This window comes from Puniceibacterium antarcticum (assembly GCF_002760615.1).
GTDB classification, from domain to species: Bacteria; Pseudomonadota; Alphaproteobacteria; order Rhodobacterales; family Rhodobacteraceae; genus Puniceibacterium; species Puniceibacterium antarcticum.
The window spans coordinates 39278-60300 of the sequence record NZ_AWWI01000180.1; the positions used below are offsets into that span (position 1 = coordinate 39278).

A 21023-nucleotide genomic window follows, 5' to 3' on the forward strand; every position below is an offset into this window, starting at 1 on the left:
GGCGCGTTTTGCCGATCGCGAGCCGGATCTGAACTGTCAGGCGGATATGTTCTGAATCATGGTAAACCTCTCCTTAATGAATTGGCGCAACAGTGGTTGCAGAAGATTCACCTTGAAATGTTCCCCTTTTGGCCTCATATGGATGAGAACAGGACGTGAACAAAAGCAGCGATTGTCGCCCGGAGGCGGGTGTGGGATAAGGACAGGGAACTCATGGCAACGGCAGATCTTTTGACAATGGATAACAAGAAGACCGCGGACAAGCAAAAGGCGCTCGACAGTGCTCTGGCCCAGATCGAACGGCAGTTCGGCAAGGGGTCGATCATGAAGCTGGGCGGCGACAATGTCATCAAGGACATTGAATCGGTGTCTACGGGATCCCTAGGCCTGGACATCGCGCTAGGTATTGGTGGCCTGCCCAAGGGGCGGATCATCGAAATCTACGGGCCGGAATCCTCGGGCAAGACCACGCTGACGCTGCATTGCGTGGCCGAGCAGCAGAAACTTGGCGGGGTTTGCGCCTTTGTGGATGCTGAACACGCGCTGGATCCGCTTTATGCGCGCAAGCTCGGCGTTGATCTGGACGAATTGCTGATCTCGCAGCCCGACACAGGTGAGCAGGCGCTGGAAATCGTCGATACGCTGGTGCGTTCGGGCGCGGTCAGCATGGTCGTGATCGACTCGGTTGCGGCACTGACGCCGAAGTCCGAGCTTGAGGGTGACATGGGCGATTCGTCGGTGGGCGTGCATGCCCGTCTGATGAGCCAGGCGATGCGCAAATTGACCGGATCGATCAGCCGTTCGAACTGTATGGTTATCTTCATCAACCAGATCCGCATGAAGATTGGCGTGATGTTCGGTTCACCCGAAACAACGACCGGCGGCAATGCGCTGAAGTTCTACAGCTCTGTCCGGCTTGATATACGTCGCATTGGCGCAATCAAGGACCGTGACGAAGTTGTCGGCAATTCGACCCGTGTGAAGGTGGTGAAGAACAAGGTTGCACCGCCGTTCAAACAGGTCGAGTTCGACATCATGTACGGCGAAGGCATTTCCAAGACGGGTGAACTGCTCGACCTGGGTGTGAAGGCCGGCGTGGTCGACAAGTCGGGCGCCTGGTACTCTTACGGGGATGAGCGGATCGGTCAGGGGCGCGAGAATGCAAAGACCTTCCTCAAGGAAAACAGCCGCATCGCCCTGGATATCGAGGACAAGATTCGCGCCGCACATGGTCTGGATTTCCACATGTCCGAAGAGAGCGACAGCAAGGATGATGATGACCTCATGGAGGGCTGATTGAGCCGCCTTCTGATGGGACGCTAGGGCGATTTTCCGGGACTACAGGATATGATCCGAGAGCAGGGCACCTTAACCGGTGCCCTTTTTCGTCGCTGGACCGTCACATATCGGGCTGTCAGAGCTTTGCGCGCCGCCCTAACAGGGCAATACGTCCCAACATCACGCCTATCGGCTTATGGACAGGCGGCGGGTGCGGCGGTACACCTGCCCGACACAAGCCATTCTGATCCGGAAGAGACCTACCAGATGCCCAGCCTGAACGACATCCGCTCGACCTTTCTGAGCTATTTCGAGAAACAGGGACATAAGGTTGTCCCGTCCAGCCCGCTTGTCCCGCGCAATGACCCGACCCTGATGTTCGCGAATTCGGGTATGGTGCAGTTCAAGAACCTGTTCACCGGGGTCGAACATCGCGACTACACCCGGGCGACCACAGCACAGAAATGTGTGCGCGCGGGCGGCAAGCACAACGATCTGGACAATGTCGGCTATACGGCGCGCCATCATACCTTCTTTGAAATGATGGGGAATTTCAGCTTTGGCGACTATTTCAAAGCGCAGGCCATTCCCTTTGCCTGGGAGCTGATCACCAAGGATCTGGGGATCGACAAGAACCGGCTTCTGGTCACCGTCTATCACACCGATGACGAGGCAGTGGAAATCTGGAAAAAGGTTGGCGTGCCCGAGGATCGGATCATCCGGATTGCCACCAGCGACAATTTCTGGATGATGGGGCCGACCGGGCCGTGCGGGCCATGCAGTGAGATCTTTTACGATCATGGTGATCACATCTGGGGCGGCCCTCCGGGCAGCCCGGACGAGGATGGCGACCGTTTTGTCGAGATCTGGAACATCGTCTTCATGCAATACGAGCAGTTCGAGGATGGTAGCCGCAAGGAGCTGGCGGCGCAGTCGATCGACACTGGCATGGGGATCGAACGGGTGGCCGCGCTGTTGCAGGGCACAAACGACAACTATGCCACCGACCTCATGCGCAATCTTATCGAGGCTTCGGCTGACGCGACCTCGACCGATCCGGACGGGCCGGGTAAAACGCATCACCGCGTGATCGCGGATCATTTGCGCTCCACCTCTTTTCTGATTGCGGACGGGGTAATGCCGTCCAATGACGGGCGCGGCTACGTGCTGCGCCGGATCATGCGCCGTGCGATGCGGCATGCGCATATGCTCGGATCGCAAGACCCGGTGATGTACAGGCTGGTCCCCGCCCTGGTGCAGCAGATGGGTGCGGCCTATCCCGAGCTGGGGCGTGCGCAGGCACTTATTCAGGAAACACTGCGGCTGGAGGAAACACGGTTCAAGCAGACGCTGGACCGTGGTCTGAAGCTGCTGGATGACGAACTGTCCGGTTTGGGCGAGGGTGCGGCGCTGCCCGGCGCATCTGCCTTCAAACTCTACGACACCTATGGTTTTCCGCTGGACTTGACGCAGGATGCGCTGCGCGAACGTGGTCTGACTGTCGAAACCGAAGGCTTTGACGCTGCGATGGCCGAACAGAAGGCCAAGGCGCGTGCTGCCTGGTCTGGGTCGGGTGAAGCGGCGGATGCGGCGATCTGGTTCGATCTGGCGGACAAACATGGCGCGACGGATTTCCTGGGCTACGATACCGAGACGGCTGAGGGTCAGATTTACGCGCTGGTCAAGGATGGTGCGGAGGTGAAGACCGCCGCACGGGGCGATGCGGTGCAGATCGTGCTGAACCAGACGCCGTTTTATGCTGAAAGCGGTGGCCAGGTCGGGGATGAGGGCGTGATCCGCGTCGAAGGTGGTCTGGCAAAGGTCACCGACACCAAAAGGGTGGCCGGTGTCTTTATCCACTTTGCCGAGGTGAGCGAAGGTGAAATAAAGGCCGGGCAGGCTGCGGTTTTGACCGTTGACCATGCGCGGCGCACCGCAATCCGCGCCAATCATTCGGCGACGCACCTTCTGAACGAGGCATTGCGCCGTGCCTTGGGCGATCACGTCGCGCAGCGCGGATCGCTTAACGCGCCCGACCGGCTGCGGTTTGACTTTGCCCATGGCAAGGCGCTGAGTGCGGCCGAGCTGGCGCAGGTCGAGGAAGAGGTGAATGCCTTTATTCGCCAGAATGCGGTTGTCGATACGCGGATCATGACGCCGGATGATGCCCGCGCCATCGGGGCGCAGGCGCTGTTTGGCGAGAAATATGGCGATGAGGTGCGTGTCGTGTCCATGGGTCAGCAGCCCGGATCTGCCAAGGGCGCGGATGGTCAGACCTATTCGCTGGAGCTGTGCGGTGGGACCCATGTGCGCCAGACTGGCGATATCGGCGTGTTCGTGACGCTGTCCGATTCGTCGTCCAGCAACGGGGTGCGCCGGATCGAGGCGCTGACAGGTGAGGGCGCCTTTGCGTATCTGCGCGAGAACAGCCGGATCGTGAACGATCTGGCGCAGGAATTCCGCACCCAGCCGGGGGATGTGATCGCCCGCGTGGGCACGCTTGTGTCAGACAAGCGGCGGCTTGAGAATGAGATTGCGCAGTTGCGTCGCGATCTGGCCATGGCCGGTGGTGCCGGGCAGGGGCAAGAGCCCGAGGTTCAGCAGATCAACGGCATCAGCTTTGTCGCGCAGGTTTTGACCGGCGTATCGGGCAAGGATCTGCCGCCCTTGATTGACGAGCACAAGTCGCGGCTTGGCTCGGGGGCTGTGTTGCTGATCGCCGATACCGGTGGCAAGGCGGCTGTGGCGACTGGGGTCACGGATGATCTGAAAGACACGCTGAGCGCTGTCGATCTGCTGCGCGCTGCGGTCGCCGAGCTGGGTGGCAAGGGGGGCGGTGGCCGCCCGGATATGGCGCAGGGCGGTGGTGCCAGCGTTGACAATGCCGAGGCGGCGATTGCCGCTGCGGCGAAAGTTATTGGAGGATAAACGATGCCCGCACTCTGGATTGCCCATGTGCATGTGACCGACGCAGAGGCCTATGGCAAATATGCCAAGCTGGCCGGTCCTGCTATTGCCAAACATGGCGGCAGCTTTATCGCGCGTGGCGGCAAGTACGTCACGCTTGAGGGCAAGGAGCGCGCGCGCCATGTGGTCGCGCGGTTCCCAAGCGTCGAAGCGGCCGAGACCTGCTACCATTCGCCGGAATATCAGGAAGCGCTGGACCATGCCCGCGGCGCATCCGAGCGGGATCTGATCATCGTTGATATCACCGAAGAGTGAGTTATTGCCCCTGCTGATGAAAGATATGCTCCGGCGTCATCGTGCGCCGGGGCGGATCATCTGGATCGGGTTGCGATCCGAACGACTGGCGGATCTGGCAGAGGTAGAAAGCTGTCAGCTGTCCGTGTCGGGGCTTGAGGGCGATCATGCGCGCCCGGGCAAACGCGCCGTGACGCTGATCCAGGCCGAACACCTTCCTGTCATAGCCTCTCTCGCCGGTCTCGACCAGGTGACGCCGCAGATGTTGCGACGCAACATCGTCGTGCAGGGGATAAACCTGTCGGCTTTACGAAATATCACGATATGTCTGGGGGAGGCTTTGATCGCGATCACCGGCCCCTGCACGCCCTGTTCCCGGATGGAGACCACTTTGGGATTTGGCGGCTACAATGCCTTGCGCGGGCATGGCGGCTGGTGCGGATCGGTGCTTGTCCCCGGGCGTATAACGCTCGGAGACAAGGTTTTTCTTCAGGACTGATTACTTCTTGCCGTGACGCTTGCGCTCATGCGGGTCGAGGTAACGCTTGCGCAGGCGGACAGAAGTCGGTGTGACTTCGACCAGTTCGTCATCGTTGATATAAGCGATGGCCTGCTCCAGCGTCAGCGTGACCGGCGTGGTCAGGCGGACAGCTTCGTCGGTGCCGCTTGCGCGCACATTGGTCAGCTGCTTGCCCTTGAGCGGGTTCACTTCGAGGTCGTTTTCACGCGCATGTTCACCGATGATCATGCCGGTATAGACCGGGGTCTGTGCACCGATGAAGAACTTGCCGCGATCTTCAAGCTTCCAGAGCGCGTAGGACACGGCGTTGCCGCTGTCCATCGAGATCAGAACGCCCGCGCGGCGGCCCGGGATCGAACCCTTGTGCTTCGCCCAGCTGTGGAAAACGCGGTTCATGACGCCTGTGCCGCGCGTGTCGGTCAGGAATTCGCCGTGATAGCCGATCAGGCCACGCGCCGGAACATGCGCGATGATGCGGGTCTTGCCGACGCCTGCCGGTTTCATCTCGACCAGTTCACCCTTGCGGTTGCCGGTGATCTTTTCGATGACTGCGCCCGAATAGTCGTCATCCACGTCGATGGTGACTTCTTCGATCGGCTCTTCCTGACCATGTTCACCGTCACGGAAGATGACCTGCGGGCGCGAGATCGACAGTTCAAACCCTTCGCGGCGCATGTTTTCGATCAGAACACCCATCTGGAGTTCGCCACGGCCGGATACTTCGAACGCCTCGCCACCGGGGGTGTCGGCGATCTTGATCGCGACGTTGGATTCTGCCTCTTTCATCAGACGTTCGCGGATGACGCGGGACTGAACCTTCTTGCCTTCACGGCCAGCCAGCGGGCTGTCGTTGATGCCGAAGGTGACGGTGATGGTGGGCGGATCGATCGGCTGTGCTTCAAGCGCGTCGTCCACCGCCAGAGCGCAGATCGTGTCGGCAACGGTCGCCTTGGTCATGCCGGCAAGGCTGACAATGTCGCCCGCTGTGGCCTCTTCGATGTCCTGCTGGCCAAGACCGCGGAAGGCGGTGATCTTGGTCACGCGGAACTGTTCGATCTTCTGGCCGATGCGCGACAGAGCCTGAACGGTTGCGCCGACCTTGATATGGCCGGATTCAACGCGGCCCGTCAGGATGCGGCCGACGAAGGGGTCATTGCCCAGCGTGGTGGCCAGCATGCGGAAATCTTCGTCCTTGCGCTTCAGCTGCGCCGGGGCGGGAACGTGGTTCAGAATCAGCCGGAACAAAGCGTCCAGATTCTTGCGCGGGCCGTCGAGTTCCGCATCAGCCCAGCCGGAGCGGCCCGAGGCGTAGAGATGCGGGAAGTCGAGTTGGTCCTCATCCGCGCCGAGGTTGGCGAAAAGGTCAAAGCATTCGTCCAGCGCGCGATCCGGTTCGGCATCGGGCTTGTCGACCTTGTTGAGCACCACGATGGGACGCAGACCAAGGGCAAGCGCCTTTGATGTCACGAATTTGGTCTGCGGCATCGGGCCTTCGGCGGCGTCGACCAGCAGGACAACACCATCGACCATGGAGAGGATGCGTTCAACCTCGCCCCCAAAGTCGGCGTGGCCGGGTGTGTCCACGATGTTGATGCGATGACCCTTCCATTCAACGGAAGTCGCCTTGGCAAGAATCGTGATACCGCGTTCACGTTCCAGATCGTTGCTGTCCATAGCCCGTTCTGTCGTGGCCTGGTTTTCACGGTAGGTGCCGGATTGTTTCAGAAGCTCGTCTACCAGCGTTGTCTTGCCGTGGTCCACGTGAGCGATGATCGCAACGTTGCGAAGGTCCATTTCGGGTCTGCCTCTTGGGATGTGTTGCGCGCGGCCTAGCGGCCAGGGCACCAAAAGGCCAGCCCCTAATGCGTCGCAGTGCTTGAAAACAGGTTTATGGTGACAATTCCGGCGATAATCAACCCCATTCCGACCACGGCCGGCAGATCGAGCTTTTGTCCGAAGGCGACGTAGCCGATCACTGCGATGAGCACGATGCCAAGGCCGGCCCAAAGCGCATAGGCGATGCCGACCGGAAAGGTCTTGAGGGAGACCGACAGCAAATAGATGGCGAGACCGTAGCCGATAACCACAATGACCGAGGGAAGCGGCTTGGTAAATTGCTGGCTGGCCTGCAGGGCGGTGGTGGCGATGGTTTCCGACAGGATGGCGATGGCGAGGATGAGATAGGGCATGGCAGGTCCTTGAAACGTCGGTGGCGGTGGTCTTTGCGAACTGTCCGCGTGCAGGGACGGGTCGTTTTGCGATAGCGCAAAAGCCAGACCGGCGACAGGGCGCAGTTGTCCTTTCGGGGTATCAGACACGGGATGGGAATCGAAATCCTCTCTCAGGGGGCCCGTTCTTGCCCGAGGAGGAGGGGGCGGTCTGTACGGTTATTCTGCGTGTGTCGCGCAAAGGCGCGCATTCCCACCAAGTCTGTGAACACCGCATTCGTCACAAAACAGCTGATCAGGGTCTGATTAACGGCCTGTGAGGGATTGCACACTTATTGTTCCCTCCAGACCGGACGACATGTCGGCGCCCGGGTATCATTCTTTGAGCGGAGGAAGATCCATGAAACATGCACTATTGGGAATGGCAGTCCTGCTTGCCGGGGTTCAGACTGCTTCGGCCACGGAAATCGAAACGGCCTTGCACAGTTTTGTCGAAGCGAACGTGATGCCTTGGGTTCAGGACCCTGTGCTCATCGATGCGGTGAATGCGCACAACGCGGTGAGTGCGGGCTATGACGCCACGAAGGTGCTGCAAGTGGATGCACAGTGGATGGCGGAAATTGGCGGAAGCGACACGCCGCTGATCAACGCGGTGATCGAATCGGCGGCTTCGAATTTTCTACGCATGCATGTGGGTGAATCAGGCGGCGCGATCTACGAGATCTTCGTGATGGACGCAAAGGGGCTGAACGTCGCGGCGTCCGGCCTGACATCGGATTACTGGCAGGGGGATGAGGCGAAATTCCAGAAAACCTATGGGGTCGGGGCAGATGCCTTCAACTACGGTGAAGTGGAATTCGATGAATCCAGCCAGCAGTATCAGGCACAGGTTTCCTTCAGCCTCACAGATCCGACAAGCGGTGAACTTATCGGAGCAGTCACCGTCGGGATAAATCCTGACAGTGTCATGTGATGCGTGAAAAGAGGATAATGGCATGAATATGAAAACCCTCCGAAACCGCCTGCGGCCTGTCACGGCTTCGGTTTTTGTCAAATGTTCGGCCATTGTGGTAGTGACGACCATCGTCGTATCGTTCGTCCTTGTAAACCGGACCTTCGATATAAGCAGCCGTGTTGCACGGGCCTCTGTTCTGGAGACCGCGATGAGAACAGTCGAAGCCAGTACAGACCAGTTGATCGATGCGGTACGCTTCAAAGCCATGGACAAGATCACAACGATCAGCAGTCGTGCTTTGAAGGAAGCTGAAAGAAGTGGCGTTGCAGCGATTGTGGTGGGGGCCGATGCGAGCGTCATATTCGAAGAGGGCGATCTGACCAGCGATCGTTACACGGAGGCCGTCGATCTGGCCAAAGTTGCGACGTCCAGCGGCCAGGTTCAGACATCTGAAGACGGATTCGTGATCGCCAAGCCCTTGATACGAGAGGAAGGGAAAGCCGCAGGGGGCGCCTTTGCCATGATCTGGACTCCAGATGCTGCTGTTGGCGATCTGAATGAGGAAAAGTCAGCGGCCCTTCTTTATGGAGGCGTCGTGTTCTTTGCCATGCTTGCAATGACGGTTTTCTTGCTGCGCCACGTGATAGGCAAGCCGGTGGCTGCGCTGAAACAAACGATTTCAGAGCTTACTGCGGGCAATTATGACGTGAGCAGCGAGCTAGCCGGGCGAGGGGACGAATTTGGATCTATTGCGCGGGAACTGGTGGATCTGACTGAAATGCTGCGTCTCGCGCGGAGTTCTGAGGAAGTCCGGCAGGCCAATCAACGGGAGCAGTCGGAGGTGGTGCGCTTCCTAAGTGACGGTCTGGTGGCTTTGGCCGACGGGGTGCTGACCCACAATATCTCTGCGCGATTCCCGGCAGAGTACGAGGCCTTGCGAGAGAACTACAACAGCGCAGTCGATAGCCTTCGCACTGCGATCTCAGAGGTGAAGAGCAGCGCGGAGAGCATCAGGAGCGGTGCGGATGAGATCAATGAGGCGTCAGAAAGCCTGTCCCACCGGACAGAGACCCAGGCCGCAACGCTGGAAGAGACCGCTGCTGCGCTGGATGAACTTGTGACAAGCGTGAAATCGGCTGCGGACAGCGCGCGACAGGTGGATGACACAGTGAAAGCCGCAAATGCCATGACAGAGCAGAACGCTGGAATCATGAAAAACGCCGTCACCGCCATGTCCGAGATTGAGAAATCTTCGGAACAGATTGGCGAAATCATCAGCGTGATCGACGATATCGCCTTTCAGACCAACCTGCTGGCTCTGAACGCGGGGGTCGAGGCTGCACGTGCGGGCACGGCTGGTAAAGGGTTTGCTGTGGTCGCATCCGAAGTGCGTGCGCTGGCACAGCGCAGTTCCGGTGCCGCACAGCAGATCAAATCGTTGATCAGCGGTTCCAGCCTGCAGGTGAAAACCGGTGCGCAGCTGGTGGAGCAGGCCGGTGCTGCGATGCTTGAGGTGGTGGACCGGGTCCAGTACATTTCCGGATTGGTGAGCGACATCGCTCATGGCGCTTCGGAGCAGTCTCTAGGGATCAATGAAATCAACATTGGCGTGACGAGCCTAGATCAAGTGACACAGCAGAACGCTGCCATGGTCGAGGAGTCCTCTTCCGCTGCGATGGTTCTCAGCTCGGATTCCCAGCGACTTATTCAGCTTGTCGCGCGCTTCCAGCTCTCAGGCATGCAAGGGGTGGTGTCGTCCACATCAATGGGACTCGACAACGGATCGTCTTATCGGGCGGCATAAAGTGCTGTTGAAGAGACGACCATTCCTGCGCTTGCCGCAGGGGTTCTCATACTTCTGCAGTGCATCGGTCGATGGGGCGCGTCTTAGCTCACCCTAAATCGGTACAGATGAGATGCTGTTCAGGCAATTTAGTATGCTTCGGGGGCTTGGTGTCATCGATCAGAAATCAAGAGCTCACGGCAGAAGGACACTGGCGTTGGGTGACCTTCTGCCGGGTTTCGGGAGAGTTTCGGAGTCAACGCGAGCCCGTGACAAAGGGATTAAGCGCCTGACCAAAGCATCTGTCGCGAACATCCGATCCAAGTTTGACCCGAAACTCGTTAAGCCACCTTTTAGCGCGCAAGGGCTGCGGCTTCGCGGGCGAGCTCTTCGATCGCTTTCCAGTCGCCTTTTGCAACCAGATCCTTGGGCGCAACCCAGCTGCCGCCGACGCAGAGCGTGTTGGAGAGACTCAGGTAGTCATCTGCATTCTTGAGTGAGACACCGCCGGTCGGGCAGAAGCGGACCTGTGGGATCGGCGCCCCGATGGCCTTGAGAGCTGGCGCGCCGCCATTGGCCTCGGCTGGAAAGAACTTCTGGACGGTGTAGCCGCGTTCCAGCAGGCGCATCACTTCGGAGGCGGTGGCCGCTCCTGGGAGCAGCGGCAGATCTGCCGCCTCGCAGGCCGACAGGATGGTTTCGGTGGCCCCGGGCGATACGCCGAATCTGGCGCCGGCAGCCACAGCCGCCTGCACGTCAGCAGGTGTCAGCAGCGTGCCAGCGCCGACAGTGCCGCCTTCGACCTTGGCCATTTCGCGGATTGCATCGAGTGCCGCAGGGGTGCGCAGGGTGACCTCGAGCACGGGCAGGCCACCGGCCACCAGGGCCTCTGCCAAAGCGCGTGCGCTGGAAGCGTCATCTATGACAAGAACGGGTATGACGGGGGCGAGGCGGCAGAGCGCTTCGGATTGGATGCTGGCAGCATGGGGGGTGAGCATGACGGCCCTTTTCAAGTTTGGTGATGTCAGTTTTTGTGTATTTTGGAGAGAAGAAGCGAGGCTCAAACCACGACGGCAGCCCCGTTGGAGGCAAGGCCAACGTTTTTTCGGAACACGTCAAAAAGTTCGCGCCCGACGCCATGACCATTATCTGTCATGTCAGCCGTGACGGGTTCGCGGTTGTCAAAGTCAGAGGCCAGACAATCGATCGTGCCCTTGACGGCGTCAAGCCGGATCAGGTCGCCGTCGCGCACGCGAGCCAGTGGTCCGCCGTTGACGGCCTCTGGTGAGACGTGAATGGCCGAGGGCACCTTGCCCGACGCACCGGACATGCGCCCGTCGGTGACCAGTGCCACCTTGAGGCCACGGTCCTGAAGGACGGCGAGTGTCGGCGTCAGGCTGTGCAATTCGGGCATGCCGTTGGCGCTTGGACCCTGAAAGCGCACGACGACGATGGTGTCTTCGGTGAATTCGCCGGCCTTGAACGCCTTTTTGACATCGTCCTGATCGTGGAAGATGCGGGCCTTTGCCTCGATCACATGGCGCGACGGGTCTACGGCGGAGATTTTCATCATGCCATGGCCCAGATTGCCGTTGAGCTGCTGCAGGCCACCGGTCTTTTGGAAGGGATCAGAGGCTGGGCGGAGGATTTTTTCATTGAGGGACGCACCTGCACCAGGGATGTAGGTCACGCGGCCGGCATCCAGCTTGGGTTCCTGCGTGTAGAGCGACAGCCCATCACCGGCAACGGTTTTGACATCCTCGTGCAGCAGCCCTTCGGAGAGCAGCTGGCCGATCATGTAAGACAGCCCGCCGGCAGCGTGGAAGTGATTCACATCCGCCAGACCATTCGGATAGACCTTGGCCATCAGCGGCACGGCATTGGAGATTTCGTCAAAGTCCTGCAGTTCCAGCGCGATCCCTGCGGCGCGCGCCATGGCGGGCAGGTGCAGGACGAGGTTGGTTGATCCACCGGTCGCCATCAGCCCGACGATGCCGTTCACAAACGCCTTGGCATCCAGAATGTCGCAGACCGGGCGGTAATCATTGCCAAGGGCGGTGATTTCCAGCGCGCGTTCGGTGCCCGCGACGGTCAGCGCGTCGCGAAGCGGCGTGTTGGGATTGACAAAGGAGGCGCCCGGCAGGTGCAGGCCCATGAATTCCATCAACATCTGGTTGGAATTGGCGGTGCCGTAGAAGGTGCAGGTGCCGGGACCATGATAGCTTGCCATCTCGGCCTTCATCAGCGCGTCGCGGCCCACCTCGCCATTGGCGAATTGCTGGCGAACCTTGGATTTTTCATCATTTGGCAGGCCGCTGGTCATCGGCCCGGCGGGCAGGAAAATGCCGGGAATATAGCCAAAGGTGGCTGCGCCCATCACAAGGCCGGGGACGATCTTGTCGCAGACACCAAGGTAGATCGCCGAGTCAAAGACGTTGTGGGACAAGGCGATACCGGTGGCGAGCGCGATCACGTCGCGTGAAAACAGCGACAGCTCCATGCCGACCTGACCTTGGGTCACGCCATCGCACATGGCCGGAACGCCGCCGGCGACCTGAGCCGTGCCGCCCTGCGCACGGGCCGCGTTGCGGATGATGTCGGGGTATTTTTCGAACGGCTGATGGGCCGAGAGCATGTCGTTATAGGCAGAAACGATGCCGATATTGGGAGCGCGGCTGTCGGCCAGAGAGCTCTTGTCGTCGCCCATCGCGGCGTAGGCATGGGCCTGGTTGCCGCAGGTCAGATGGGCGCGGCGCGGGCCTTCCTCTGCGGCGCGGCGCATGCGGTCAAGATAGCGCTCGCGCAGCGGGGCGCTGCGCTCTTCGATGCGGTTTGTGACTTTGGCGATTGTGGCGTTCAGGGTCATGGACCTGTCCTTGTCCCGATAATGGCTGAATAAAACTACTTTAGACCAGTTAGCGCTAACAGTAAAGAACGCTCTCCACAGGGCGGCGTTTTAGGACTGCAGCGGGCAGTGGGTCGCTGTGCGTTGAATGTGATTACAGTTTGCGCAATTTTTCCGGGGGCAACAAGGGCATGTGCCAAAAGGAACCAACTCCGCGTGCGAATTCTGGCGTGACAGGGCCTGCACAGGCATGTGGACGCTTTCCAGTGCGCACCGGACCGTTTAAGAGAGCAGAATGACAGATCCCCTTCTCCCCACCGTCCGCCTGAAACCCAAGGCCAATGCCCGCGCTGTGCGGCGTGGCTTTCCTTGGGTATTCGCCAATGAAATGGTCGTTGACCGCCGCACTGGTGCCTTGCCCCCGGGCAGTGTCGCGCTGCTGGAGGATGCCGAGCGCACGCCAATGGGTCTTGTGGCGGTCAATCCGACCTCCAAGATCATGTGCCGCATGCTTGATCCCGTAGGGACAGAGGCACCGGATCAGGCCTGGTTCGCGGCGCGGATCGGCCATGCGCTGTCGCTGCGCGAACGGCTGTTCGACACACCGTTTTACCGTCTGATCCACGCCGAGGCCGATGGCCTGCCCGGCGTGATCATCGACCGGTTCGGCGATCTTGCCGTGGTTCAGCCGAATGCGGCCTGGGCGGATGTCTATCTAGATGCGATGGTTGCGGCCCTTGTCGAAGTGACGGGGGTGACAACCGTGCTGAAAAACGCCGGAGGGCGCGGACGGATGCTGGAAGGTCTGGATGCGCTGGATGCCGTTCTTGTCGGCACTGCGCCCGAGGCTGCGCTGCCGGTGGAAATGAACGACGCGATCTATATGGCGGATGTGACGGGCGGTCAGAAGACCGGGCTGTTCTACGACCAGCGGCCCAACCATGCCTTTGCGGCACGTCTGGCCAAAGATGCGCGCGTGCTGGATGTCTTTTCGCATGTGGGCGGCTTTGCTCTGGCAGCGCTGGCGGGCGGCGCGCAATCAGCCCTGGCCGTTGATGGATCGGCGCCGGCCCTGGCTTTGGCCACCGAAGCGGCAGATCGTATGGGGGCGAGTGATCGGTTCACGACCCGGCAGGGGGATGCGTTTGATGCGATGATGGGGCTGGCGCAGGAAGATGCGCTGTTCGATCTGGTGATCTGCGACCCGCCCGCCTTTGCACCGTCGAAACCGGCGCTGGAAAAGGGCCTGCGCGCCTATGAGCGTGTGGCGCGGCTTTCGGCAGGTCTGGTTCAGGACGGCGGCTATCTGGTGCTGTGTTCCTGCAGCCATGCGGCGGATCTGACCGTGTTTACAGGCGCTTGCCTGCGCGGGATTGGTCGCGCGGGTCGGCATGCGCAGCTGGTGCACACCGGCTTTGCCGGGCCGGATCATCCGCTGATGCCGCAACTGGCTGAAAGCGGCTATCTCAAGGCGCTGTTCTTCCGCCTGTGAAAGTTCTGATCGACACCTGTGTCATGTATCCGACGGTGATGCGTGTCGTTGTTCTGGGCGTGGCGGCGACGGGGGCATTCACGCCCCTGTGGTCGTCGCGGATCCTGGAAGAATGGGCCCGCGCGGCGCGCAAGCTGGGCCCTGGAGGTGAGGCGCAGGCGCGGGGCGAGATTGCCACGCTGAGGATCGACTGGCCCAAGGCCGAGGTGGTCTGGAAACCCTCGCTTGAATCGCGGCTGTGGCTGCCTGATCCCAACGATGTGCATGTGCTGGCGGCGGCGGTTGCCAGTTCGGCGGATGTGATCCTTACCCTCAATGCCTCTGATTTTCCACGCAATGTTCTGGCGGACGAGGGGCTGAGCCGCGCCGATCCCGATGCCTTTCTGCTGGGGCACTGGCAGGCGCAGCCCGAGGTTGTGGCGGGTGTCTGTGACAGCGTGCTTGAGGAGGCACGGCGGCTGTCCGGGCAATCCTGGGAGATGCGCGCCCTGCTGAAGAAAGCGCGGCTACCACGGCTGGCCAAGGCGGTCACCTCTTGATGCGCTGTGTCTTTTAAGGGACTGTTTTTGCGTGTATAAATTTTCAGAGAAATTCTACCGGACAGGGATGGACGGCCAGAAGGGTTGCGGCAGCCTGTTCAGGCTGATACTGCGCCTTCAAAACCCGATGGTTTTCATCGGATACGATGCGAGGCACCGGTGAACATCACCCCCACCCAAATCACCCAACCCAGGCTGGAAATTCGTAACCTTATCCGTCGGTTCGAGGGCAAGGCGGTTGTGGATGACGTCTCGCTCAGCATTTTGCCGGGGCATGTGACCTGCCTTTTGGGGCCATCTGGCTGCGGGAAATCCACCACGCTGCGGATGATTGCCGGGGTGGATATGCAGGATTCAGGACAAATTTATGTGGATGGTCAGCTGATCTGTGACACCCAGTTCCGGGTGCCGCCGGAACGGCGCTCGATTGGGTTGATGTTTCAGGATTTCGCACTGTTTCCGCATCTTTCGGTGGGGGACAATGTCGCCTTTGGCCTGAGTGGCACGAAGGCGGAAAAGCGCAAGCGTGTTACGGAACTACTTGAACGCGTTGGACTTTTGCATTTCATTGATGACTATCCCCATGAGCTTTCTGGGGGTGAGCAGCAGCGGGTTGCGCTGGCGCGTGCATTGGCGCCGCGCCCCCGGGTGATGCTGATGGACGAGCCTTTTTCGGGCTTGGACAACCGGTTGCGCGACGGCATCCGGGATGAGACGCTGGCGCTGCTGAAGGAAGAGGGTACCAGTGTTCTGCTGGTCACCCATGAACCCGAAGAGGCCATGCGCATGGCCGATGAGATCGCGCTGATGCGTGGCGGGCGGATCGTGCAGAAGGGTGCGCCCTACAATATCTACAAATCCCCAGCGGATAAGGAAGCTGTTGCCTTCTTTAGCGATATCAACGTCTTGCAAGGCAATGTTCAGGGCGCTTTGGTGGATACAGCCTTTGGTCAGTTCCTAGCACCAGGGGTGCCAGATGGCGGCGCGGTCGAGATTGTGTTCCGCCCGCAGCATGTTGGCATCGATTTTGACCGTGCCGGGCGTGGCCCGAATCCGACCGAATTGCAGGGTATGCCCGCGCGGGGCACGGTGGAGCGGGCGCGGTTCATGGGGTCAGAGAGCCTTGTCGAGTTTCGCATGGACCATGATGGTGCGGTGCTCAAGGCGACGGTGCCGAACGTGTTCCTGCCCAAGGTCGGCACCGCGATGTGGCTGACCGTGCGGCGCGACCGCTGTTTCATCTTTCCCCGAAAGGGCTGAAAAAGCCGATATGGAAGGCGTATGGTTTGCGTATGGAAACCGTATGGCTGCGCATATGGGGTCTAGCGGCGCTGTGGACGGTCGTCTGCATGCGGGGCGTAGTCCGACAACCGCTTTCCCGGCTCGTTGACGAACAGTCCTGCAACCGTGCTGAGCGCGGTGATGCGGTCGATGCGGAAGCTGGCGAAATCACTGGTGGTTTCATCCCAGACAACACAGGTCCAGACGCGGCCCCAATAGTCGATGTGCAGCGGGCGGACCACATGCGCCTGTGTATCCCCCGCGAGGGTGACACGGAGTTTCTGCCGCGCCCGGATGGCAGAGCGGAAGGCCGGCATGTGGCGGAAACCCTGTGCGGCCTCGGCAAAGGGATAAGTGGCAAATCCAAAGCGGCCCGGGGCGGGGCCGACATCCTGCGGCAGAACGGCGTCGATCTTGGCCGAGAGGGCGCGGGCCGCTTCTGCCAGGTCGGGCAGGGTGCCTGCACCGACGGCGGCAAGGCCGAGGTGCAGCGCCTCTAGTTCAACCTCGGTCAGGTTCAGCGGTGGCAGGGTGATGGCGGCGCGGGCAGTGTAGCCGATGCCACGCGCCCCTTCGACCGGGACGCCAGAGGCGGCGAGCGTGTCCATGTCACGGTAGATGGTGCGGATCGACACATGCAGTGCCTTTGCGAGGTCTTCTGCCCGGTGCAGATCGCCGTCCTTGAGCCGCATCATCAGCGCATAAAGCCGGTCGGCACGTTTCATGATTCGGACCTTTCAGAGGATGTGATTCGAGGGGCTCACGAGAATGATACTGACAAAAACCTGTCAACTGACAACCTCTTGACAAACAGCGCGGTAAAATGGGCCGCAAACCGCCGTGATCCGGTGGCTTTGCCGCTTTTATGGGAGAGCGAAACCCACTAGAAACGGGTGATGATTTTTTTGCGGGCCGCTGACTGGCCTGCCTGCGTCTAGGAGAATGAGATGCTCAACAATATCGGCCTGCCCGGCCTTTTGCTGATCGCGGTTGTGGTGCTGGTCCTGTTCGGTCGCGGCAAGATTTCCAGCCTGATGGGGGAAGTCGGCAAAGGCATCACCGCCTTCAAGAAGGGCGTGAGTGACGGATCCAAAGAGGTCGACGACGAGAACGAGCAGGCCCAGTCTGCGCGCGACGTCACGCCCAAAGAGCAAGAAAAAGACAAGGTTTAATCCCAAATGTTCGATCTTGGCTGGTCCGAGCTGATGCTGATCGGGGTCGTGTCCCTGATCGTGGTGGGTCCCAAGGACCTGCCGGTGCTGTTTCGCAATATCGGGCGGTTCATGGGCCGTGCCAAAGGCATGGCGCGTGAATTCACCAAGGCGATGAACGATGCCGCGGACGAAAGCGGCGTCAGGGACGTGGCCAAGACGTTCAAGACCGCGTCGAGCCCGATGTCCTCGGCGTTTGACGGGGTCAGGGATGCGGCGAAGTCGATGACCAATCTGACACCCGACAGCGAGACTGCAAAGCTTTCCAAGGAACGCGAGGCGGACCGCAAGAAGATCGAGGTGTCGACCGCGCGGGCGGCCGCAGAGCGCAAGAAGCGCGAAGCTGAAGCCGCCGCCAAGCGGGCGGATGAAATGGAAGCGGCGATGAAGGCCGAAGCGCAGATCGGCCCTGAACCAACGGCTGACGGCGAAACGCCGAAGGGTGACGCATGAGTGTCAAGGACGACATCGAGGATTCCAGCGCGCCGCTGATCGAGCATCTTGCCGAGCTGCGCACGCGGCTGATCCGTTCGGCCGTGGCGTTCATCATCGGGATGTGTCTGGCCTTTACCGTGTCAGAGCCGATCCTGCAGTTTCTGCTGGGTCCGATCGAACACACGCTGCGCGCGCTGGGGGATCCGTCGCCCACGATGCAGTATACCTCGCCTCAGGAATATCTGTTCACGCTGTTCCGGATTTCCATGGTCTTTGGCTTTGCGCTGGCGTTCCCGGTTATCTCTTACCAGATGTGGCGGTTTGTGGCGCCGGGACTGTACAAGTCGGAAAAGGGCGCCTTTCTGCCCTTCATGATCGCGTCCCCCTTCATGTTCCTGCTGGGGGCGAGCTTCGCGCATTTCGTTGTGACACCGATGGCGATGGCGTTTTTCCTGGGCTTTGCCGATGTGAGTTCGATCTTTGCGAACCTGCTGCAATCGGCGCCGGTGAACCTGCCCGACAGTCTGATCGCGGCACTGCCGACGGACAATGCGGTGGTGCCCGAAACGGTTGAGGGCATCCGGATCACGTTTTTCGGCAAGGTGAATGAATCGCTGGATATCACGCTTAAGTTCATCATTGCCTTTGGTGTGTGTTTCCAGCTGCCCGTGTTGCTGACGCTGATGGGCAAGGCGGGGCTGGTGTCTGCCGCCGGTCTGGGGGCGGTGCGCAAATATGCGATGGTGGGCATTCTGGTGCTGGCCGCCGTGGTGACGCCGCCGGATGTGACGACCCAGGTGATCCTGTTCGTCGTGGTCTATGGCCTTTATGAAGTGTCGATCGTGCTGGTCCGACTGGTCGAGCGCAAACGCGAGAAAGAGCTGCGCGCGCAGGGCCTTTGGTTCGAGGATGATGACGCTACGGATGCTGAGGCGGATAAATGAGCAAGACCCTGAGGCGGATCGCCGAGGCGCTGGAGCGTATGGCTCCGGCGCCTTTGTCGGCACCTGATTTTGGCGCGGCGGATGCCTTTGTCTGGCATGTGGCGCCCGACCGGCTGGAGCCTGTGGCCGAGGTGTCGCGGGTGGATCTGGATCTGCTGATCGGGGTGGACCGCAGCCGCGACACACTGCTGAGCAACACGGAACAGTTCGCGCGCGGGCTGCCGGCCAACAATGCACTGCTTTGGGGCGCGCGGGGTATGGGGAAATCCTCGCTCGTCAAGGCGGTGCATGCCGAGGTGCTGGCGCGGGGGCTGGGGCTGAAGATTGTCGAGCTGCAGCGCGAGGATCTGCCGTCGGTGTCGCGGCTGCTGAACCTGCTGCGGGCGTCGAAACACCGGTTCCTGCTGTTCTGTGACGATCTGTCGTTTTCCAACGATGACCAGCATTACAAGAGCCTCAAGGCGGTGCTGGATGGCGGGATCGAGGGGCGGCCCGAGAACGTGCTGTTTTACGCCACGTCGAACCGCCGCCACCTGATGCCGCGCGACATGATCGAAAATGAACGCTCCACCGCGATCAACCCCGGTGAGGCGGTCGAGGAAAAAGTGTCGCTGTCGGACAGGTTCGGGCTGTGGCTGGGGTTCCATCCCTGCACGCAGGACGACTATCTGGCGATGATCAGCGGCTATTGCGCAGCCCACGGGCTGGAGATGGCCGAGGATCAGCTGCGCGCTGAGGCGATCGAGTGGCAGGCCACACGCGGGTCACGTTCTGGTCGTGTGGCCTGGCAGTTCTTTGTGGATCTGGCAGGGCGGCAAGGGCTGCGGATTTCCTGATACCCGGTAGGGCGCGCACCAAAGCGGCGCGGGGGGCGCAGATCGCCTGATCTGTGCCTCTTTCGGTCTGTGCGCGCTTGAACTGCGGATTGTTCTGCCATCCTATCAGCGTGTTACAGCGATGGAGATTGCCCAAACATGTTGATTGCACATCTGTCCGACCCCCATGTGCGGGCACAGGGGCAGCTTTATCAGGGGCTGGTTGATTCCAACGCCATGTTCGACCAAGCGATCAGGACGCTGAACGCCCTGAGGCCAGAGCCGGACATTGTCATCATCGGTGGTGATCTGGTCGATGATGGTCAGCCCGCCGCCTATGATGCCGTGCAACAGGCCCTGTCTGGCCTTCGGCAACCCATCTATGCGATTCCCGGCAACCACGATGACCGCGCGGCTTTTGGCGCGTGCTTTGGCGGATCTGATGCGCCAACGGGCCAGAGACCGCTGCATTTCGACACGGGGGTGTCAGGGCCGGTGCGGGTTCTTGGCCTTGATATCACCGTGCCCGGTGAACACCACGGGGACATGGACGATGCAGCCTGTCGCTGGCTGAGTGACAGGCTGGCCGAGCATCCGCAGACCCCGACGATGGTGTTGATGCACCAGCCGTCTGTCGACACCGGGATGTCGTATATTGACGCCTATCATTGCCGCCGGGGCGTGCGACTGTCTGAAATTGTGCAGAGACATCCCAATGTCGAGCGGATCCTGTGTGGTCACATTCACCGCTCGATGCAGATGCGGTTTGGCGGGACATTGCTGATGAGCGCGCCAAGCACGACCACGGCCATCGCGCTGCGGCTGGAGGATGGCGCCGAACCGGCATCGTTTATCGAACCGCCGGCCTTTTTGCTGCATCACTGGACGCCCGGGACAGGGCTGATCACGCATTGGGTGCCTGTGGGCAATTTTCCCGGACCACTGCCGTTTTTCTGAGGGGCCCTGCGATACTGGCGGGCCGGGCTGGGACACATCTGGCAGGGTCCGGTCCATGACAGACCGGCCCTTTGATATTATTGCAGGTATTTCATCGGATCGACGGATTCAAAGCCGTTGCGGACCTCGAAATGCATGCGCGCGGGATCCCCTGCGCGCACCACGCCGATGGTCTGACCGCGGCTGACCACATCGCCCTTTTGCACCGTCAGACCGTCGATATGGGTATAGACCGTCAGCAGGTTGTCGGGGTGCTTGATCACCAGAATCGGGATGTTTTCAGTGTTGGTCGTGATCGCTGCGACCGTGCCGGAGGCGGCAGAGCGCACCGGGGTGCCAACGGCGGCGGCGATGTCGATGCCGTCATTCTTGCCCTTGGCATATTCGCGGATGATGCTGCCCTGAACAGGATAGCTCATCGCGGCAGAGGCGGCGGCGGGGGTGCTTTGCTTGCCGATGTCGGGCTTGGCCACGGCGGGCGCCGGTTGTGACGCGGGTGCGGGCGTCTCAGCGGGCAGCGGTTTGGAGGCACTGGGCGGCACCGGTGTCGGACTGCCCGCGCCGGGGGCGGTGGTGGTAAAGGTGCCCGCGGCGGCGGT

Annotated in this window: 20 protein-coding genes; 14 read left to right on the forward strand and 6 right to left on the reverse strand. The window is 60.6% G+C overall.

Going from position 1 to position 21023, the window contains the following annotated elements:
* Positions 1–213 precede the first annotated feature (213 nt).
* The 4 genes from recA (at position 214) to P775_RS25275 (ending at position 4978) form a co-directional block, all read left to right on the forward strand.
* Positions 214–1296, forward strand: coding sequence for a recombinase RecA (recA, locus tag P775_RS25260; RefSeq protein ID WP_099913578.1), 1083 nt, complete (start codon positions 214–216; stop codon positions 1294–1296).
* 249 nt (positions 1297–1545) lie between these two features.
* A complete protein-coding gene (gene alaS / locus P775_RS25265; RefSeq protein ID WP_099913579.1) occupies positions 1546–4206 on the forward strand; it encodes an alanine--tRNA ligase in 2661 nt (886 codons plus the stop codon).
* A gap of 3 nt (positions 4207–4209) precedes the next feature.
* Positions 4210–4500 carry a DUF1330 domain-containing protein gene (locus P775_RS25270; protein ID WP_099913580.1) on the forward strand — a complete coding sequence of 97 codons (291 nt, stop codon included), beginning with the start codon at positions 4210–4212 and terminating at the stop codon, positions 4498–4500.
* Positions 4501–4516: 16 nt separating this feature from the next.
* Positions 4517–4978, forward strand: coding sequence for an MOSC domain-containing protein (locus P775_RS25275; protein ID WP_245875858.1), 462 nt, complete (start codon positions 4517–4519; stop codon positions 4976–4978).
* Here the strand turns inward: P775_RS25275 and typA are convergent, their stop codons facing one another.
* Positions 4979–6793, reverse strand: a complete 1815-nt coding sequence (gene typA / locus P775_RS25280; RefSeq protein ID WP_099913581.1) for a translational GTPase TypA — start codon at positions 6791–6793, stop codon at positions 4979–4981.
* Positions 6794–6858: 65 nt separating this feature from the next.
* Positions 6859–7188 carry a DMT family transporter gene (locus P775_RS25285; protein WP_099913582.1) on the reverse strand — a complete coding sequence of 110 codons (330 nt, stop codon included), beginning with the start codon at positions 7186–7188 and terminating at the stop codon, positions 6859–6861.
* 379 nt (positions 7189–7567) lie between these two features.
* On the opposite strand from P775_RS25285, the gene P775_RS25290 reads away from it, so the two are divergent.
* Positions 7568–8140 (forward strand): hypothetical protein, encoded by a 573-nt coding sequence (locus P775_RS25290; RefSeq protein WP_099913583.1) that lies wholly within the window; start codon positions 7568–7570, stop codon positions 8138–8140.
* 22 nt (positions 8141–8162) lie between these two features.
* A complete protein-coding gene (locus P775_RS25295) occupies positions 8163–9926 on the forward strand; it encodes a methyl-accepting chemotaxis protein (protein WP_099913584.1) in 1764 nt (587 codons plus the stop codon).
* 332 nt (positions 9927–10258) lie between these two features.
* Here P775_RS25295 and eda read toward each other — a convergent pair whose 3' ends face one another.
* Together eda and edd are read right to left on the reverse strand one after the other, a co-directional pair.
* Entirely contained in the window at positions 10259–10903 is a 645-nt protein-coding gene (gene eda / locus P775_RS25300) for a bifunctional 4-hydroxy-2-oxoglutarate aldolase/2-dehydro-3-deoxy-phosphogluconate aldolase (protein WP_099913585.1), read from the reverse strand.
* 62 nt (positions 10904–10965) lie between these two features.
* Positions 10966–12771: a phosphogluconate dehydratase gene (gene edd, locus P775_RS25305; protein WP_099913586.1), complete on the reverse strand. Its 1806-nt coding sequence runs from the start codon at positions 12769–12771 to the stop codon at positions 10966–10968.
* Positions 12772–13045: 274 nt separating this feature from the next.
* Between edd and P775_RS25310 the strand changes: the two genes are divergently transcribed.
* From P775_RS25310 to P775_RS25320, 3 genes are all read left to right on the forward strand, one after another.
* Positions 13046–14242 carry an RSP_2647 family RNA methyltransferase gene (locus P775_RS25310; protein WP_099913587.1) on the forward strand — a complete coding sequence of 399 codons (1197 nt, stop codon included), beginning with the start codon at positions 13046–13048 and terminating at the stop codon, positions 14240–14242.
* Positions 14239–14781 (forward strand): RSP_2648 family PIN domain-containing protein, encoded by a 543-nt coding sequence (locus tag P775_RS25315; RefSeq protein WP_099913588.1) that lies wholly within the window; start codon positions 14239–14241, stop codon positions 14779–14781. Before P775_RS25310 ends, P775_RS25315 begins: the two co-directional genes overlap by 4 nt.
* A gap of 159 nt (positions 14782–14940) precedes the next feature.
* A complete protein-coding gene (locus P775_RS25320; protein ID WP_425439935.1) occupies positions 14941–16041 on the forward strand; it encodes an ABC transporter ATP-binding protein in 1101 nt (366 codons plus the stop codon).
* Positions 16042–16103: 62 nt separating this feature from the next.
* Here the strand turns inward: P775_RS25320 and P775_RS25325 are convergent, their stop codons facing one another.
* A complete protein-coding gene (locus P775_RS25325) occupies positions 16104–16787 on the reverse strand; it encodes a helix-turn-helix transcriptional regulator (protein ID WP_099913589.1) in 684 nt (227 codons plus the stop codon).
* A 222-nt stretch (positions 16788–17009) separates the two neighbouring features.
* Between P775_RS25325 and P775_RS25330 the strand changes: the two genes are divergently transcribed.
* The 5 genes from P775_RS25330 (at position 17010) to P775_RS25350 (ending at position 20424) form a co-directional block, all read left to right on the forward strand.
* Complete coding sequence (locus P775_RS25330; RefSeq protein ID WP_099913590.1) at positions 17010–17234, forward strand: twin-arginine translocase TatA/TatE family subunit; 225 nt, start codon at positions 17010–17012, stop codon at positions 17232–17234.
* Positions 17235–17240: 6 nt separating this feature from the next.
* Positions 17241–17726 (forward strand): Sec-independent protein translocase protein TatB, encoded by a 486-nt coding sequence (tatB, locus tag P775_RS25335; RefSeq protein WP_099913591.1) that lies wholly within the window; start codon positions 17241–17243, stop codon positions 17724–17726.
* Entirely contained in the window at positions 17723–18652 is a 930-nt protein-coding gene (tatC, locus tag P775_RS25340; RefSeq protein WP_099913592.1) for a twin-arginine translocase subunit TatC, read from the forward strand. The genes tatB and tatC overlap by 4 nt, the downstream gene beginning before the upstream one ends.
* Positions 18649–19488 carry an ATP-binding protein gene (locus P775_RS25345; protein ID WP_099913593.1) on the forward strand — a complete coding sequence of 280 codons (840 nt, stop codon included), beginning with the start codon at positions 18649–18651 and terminating at the stop codon, positions 19486–19488. The genes tatC and P775_RS25345 overlap by 4 nt, the downstream gene beginning before the upstream one ends.
* Before the next feature lie 138 nt (positions 19489–19626).
* Complete coding sequence (locus P775_RS25350; protein ID WP_099913594.1) at positions 19627–20424, forward strand: phosphodiesterase; 798 nt, start codon at positions 19627–19629, stop codon at positions 20422–20424.
* A 77-nt stretch (positions 20425–20501) separates the two neighbouring features.
* Here P775_RS25350 and P775_RS25355 read toward each other — a convergent pair.
* On the reverse strand, positions 20502–21023 hold a 522-nt coding region (locus P775_RS25355), incomplete at its 5' end, for a murein hydrolase activator EnvC family protein (protein WP_143521004.1).